2 protein-coding genes are annotated in these 3,872 nt (G+C 57.4%); one reads left to right on the top strand and one right to left on the bottom strand.

The window, feature by feature from the left end; all coding sequences use genetic code 11:
* Nucleotides 1–194: 194 nt before the first annotated feature.
* The gene (locus MYY08_RS04130; protein ID WP_306552662.1) at nt 195–3,356 is read left to right on the top strand and encodes an autotransporter outer membrane beta-barrel domain-containing protein; all 3,162 of its coding nucleotides are present in this window, start codon (nt 195–197) and stop codon (nt 3,354–3,356) included.
* A gap of 5 nt (nt 3,357–3,361) precedes the next feature.
* Here the strand turns inward: MYY08_RS04130 and MYY08_RS04135 are convergent.
* Nucleotides 3,362–3,872: flavin reductase family protein (locus MYY08_RS04135; RefSeq protein WP_288013368.1), on the bottom strand; the 511-nt coding region annotated here is incomplete at its 5' end.

Raw genomic sequence — 3,872 nt, forward strand, 5'->3', positions numbered from 1 at the left:
CGGATAACGGGCGGAGCCTTTCACTCTCTTCGCCCACAGGGATGATACTTATGCAAAAAACAGCCATTGCCACTATGCTGGCCGCCTTATATTTAACCCAGCCACTTTACGCCATGGAAAATAACATCGTTTATGGCGCACAAAATAATCCGGTTTTTCAGGTACGTTTTTTCGAACCAGGGGATGGTCCCTTTATGTCGGGGGAAACTGAACAATCACAGCCATTGACCTCAACCTGGAGCCTGGATCAACAGCAAAAAGATAAAATCTTACAGGCATTACGCTACTGGGCGCAGGTGATTACACCCCAGCCGGGGGCGCTTCCCGCGATTATTAACGTCGGCACTTTTGACGAGGAAAATGCCGTAGGCAACAGTGAACCCGTAGCTAAAGACGGCTCACTGATTAACATGCTGGCGATGGCGCTGCAAGGCGAGAAACCGGGTGAATTAACCTTTGGCTCGCATGGGCAGTTTGCGCTTGGAAAGCTGGATTTCGATAACGAAAACTATTTGCCCGCACAGATACCGCGCACCGGCAACGCTGACCTGAACAGTGTTGCGCTGCATGAACTGGCGCATGGACTGGGCATTGGCGGGCTGATCTCCGATCAAAATGGCGAAGGCACACCGGGATTCGACGCTGATTTTCCACTGACGCAGTGGGATGCTCATCTGCGCGACGATAACGGTAATCCCGCGCATCCCGGCCAGATTGTTCTGTGCGATGATTGCGATAACTCCCCGGATGCGCAGGGTTTTGACGTGCGCAAGGATAAAGGCTACTTCGCCGGCGAGCATGTTAAGGAGGTGCTGGCGGGCGCGCTGCCCGGTGTTCCGGTAAGAATGCTGAGTGATGATGGCACCCTTGACGATAACTACATGAGTCATAGCGAACTGAAAAACAGCCTGATGAGCCACCAGGACTACCGCAATTACACCACCTTCATGGAAGCGGAGTTGGCAATCCTCCAGGACCTGGGCTATCACATTGATCGGCGTAATTTTTTCGGCTTTTCCGTCTACGGTGACGGACAAACGCTGGTTAACCGTCACGGTTATTTCCAGCGCAATGCGCAGGGCGACGCCTACTTGCCTGGCCAATATAATACGGCGCTGTTGGGGATGGGACTGCATGTTTATGGCAGTAATAACCGCATCTCCCAGCAGGCGGATCTGTTAACCAAAGGCGATGGCGGCGCCGGTATTCGCGTCGACGGACAAAATAACACCCTGATTATTGAGCCGGGCACACGTATTTATGCTGACGGGCTGAATGGTCGCGGCATTATATTTGCCTATGGAAAAGATCATAACCTTATTCAGCGCGGCGATATACAGGCTAACGGAGATTATGGTATCGCGCTTAATTTCGATTTCGGCAATAATCTGCTGGGCGACGAAAAAGAATATCGCGGTTCCTGGATTCATTATGTAGAAGGTTATTATGATGATGTATTACCTGAGCTAAGCGGCGCACTGGTTAATAACGTTGATATTAGCGGGCGCGTAATAGGAAAAGGCGCAGCAATTTATATTTCGCAGAATGCGTTGGTGAACCAGATTAATTTGTTACGCGGTGCAACGCTGGCGGGAAATATTTATTCCGATTACGCAGAGCAAGCTGAAGATGGCCAACAGCGGCTTACGCAGCTGACTTTCGGCCGGCTGGCTGATGATCAGGGGCGCGCGACAGAACAGGCCGATCCCGCTTTTCGCCTGGGCTACCGGGGGAATATCACCGGCATCAACAACCTTGCGCTACAGCTTGAGGGCGGCGTGACCTCCCTGAACGGCAGTCACGAAATCTACAGTCTGGCTATTGCGCCGGGCGCCACGCTCGCAGGCAACGGTGATTACACCCTCAACGCTCAGGGGAGCTTCGTTAATAATGGATTGCTGACGCCGGGCAATTCGTTGGGAACGGTAACCATTAACGGCGATTATCAGCAGGGCGAGAGTGGAGAATTACAGCTGGAGTTTAACGCGCGCGGCGGGCATGACACGCTTACGGTTAACGGCGACGCCGAACTGGCCGGAAAGCTGTCATTTGTCCCTCAGCGCGACTGGTATGCATCCGACTGGCAGCTTGATTCGCAGACGCTGTTCAACGCCGCATCGTACAGCGGCGAATTTAGCGAGGTTGCCGGGCTGCTTGATTCACCGACGTTGACATTGACAGCCCAGCCGGTCGAAGCGGGACGCTGGCAGTTGACCATGCGCCGCGCCGCCGACGCCTACAGCCGTTATGGCAGTGACGGCAATGCACAGCAGGTGGGACGCGCGTTGGACCGCATCGTAACGGCGGTAGGCTCGGATATCCAGCCGCTTTACCGCGCGCTGGACTTCTCCTCGCCGGACGGTAAAGAGATCGATAGCACGCTGCATCAACTCTCTCCCGCCGCCTACAGCGCGTCCTTTGCTGGCTCGCTCTACCGCGAGCGGCAGATTGCGCAGCGGATTAACACGTCTTTTGCGGCACAGGCGCCACAGGACGACGGCTGGCACGGCTTCGCTCACCCATTCGGCGGCGGGTTTCAGCAGCAGCGCGCCGGATCGCGGCTGGGCTACCAGCTGAGCAGCTATGGCACGGTCGCCGGAGCCGAAAAACGCAGCGAACGCTATCGCGACTGGTTATGGGGCTTTCATGGCGCCGTTGGTCATCAGTCGGTGACGGTAAACGCGCCGGAAAATGGACGCGGAACAACCACCTCTTTTGATTTAGGGGTACAGGCGCGCTATAACGCCGGGGCGCAGAAGGGGAGTTATCTGTTCGGCAACGGGCGTATCGGCGTGGAAGAGAGCGACATGACCCGCCGCATCGGCACAGACGATTTTAACGTCAGTCACCGCGCCCGCTGGACGGGCTGGAGTGGCGCGCTGACTGCCGGCGGAGGCTATCGCTTCGCGTTAAACGATCGACTGATGTTCGGCCCGATCGCTTCGCTCAGTTACACCAGGTTTTATCGGCCGGACGTAACCGAATCGGGTAGCGACGCCAGCCGCCTGCGTCTGGATGCCAGCAGTTTTGACTCTCTGCGCTCCAGCCTTGGTGCAGGCGCAAGCTGGCAGCAACCTCTTGCCGCTGGCGGCGCCGTTAGCACAACGCTACAGCTCAGCTGGGATCGGGAACTGCTTTCAGGCACCGCAACGCAAAACGCTCATTTTGCTTCTTATAACAAAGCGGCGTTCAGCAGCAAAAACCAGCCCGCAATGCGCGATGCGCTTGGCATTAAAGCGGGCGTAAACTGGCAGGTGAATCCGAAACTGACGCTGGGCGCGGGCGTTGACAGCGAACTGCGCGGTGCCGGTTATCATGCGGTCAGCGGCAACCTCTCCGCCGCCTGGCGTTTCTGAGCAATCTAAGCGGTTGGCCTGCGCTGGCCAACCTCATCAAGCGGTTTCGCCTGCACCAGCGGGCCGCTGGTGACGAAGGTGCCAGCGCCCAGGTGATGCAGCGTATGGCTTTCAGGGCACTCCGGGGAAAAAAGCCAGCGTCCTTCGCTAAACACGCGCGCATCGGCGGCGGCGGAGACCACCTCGCCGAACAGCGTATCGTACCGCTGCTGCGCCTCGGTTTCCGGCAGCAGACGGCACTCCAGCCAGGCGGCGCAGCCCTGTTCGATAACCGGCAGGCCCAGCTCAGGGCCGCTCAGCGCTTCGATACCGTAGCGCGCGAATTTATCTTCTTCGCGCCCGGAGACGCTGCCGACCGCCCAGGTAAGATCGGCGATCGCCGCCGTGGGAATGCAGATGCCGAACGCCTGGTTTTGCTCGATGATGTCGCGCGACCAGGCGCCTTTATCCACCACGATAGCGATACGCGCCGGGATAAATTCCACCGGCGTCGACCAGGCGGCGGCCATCACGTTG

The sequence above is a fragment of the Mixta sp. genome (assembly GCF_024610815.1).
Classification (GTDB): domain Bacteria; phylum Pseudomonadota; class Gammaproteobacteria; order Enterobacterales; family Enterobacteriaceae; genus Mixta; species Mixta calida.

Bases quoted from the DNA above. Each gene is read 5' to 3' on its own strand.
- MYY08_RS04130 (WP_306552662.1), top strand. From the start codon at position 195: ATGTCGGGGGAAACTGAACAATCACAGCCATTGACCTCAACCTGGAGC.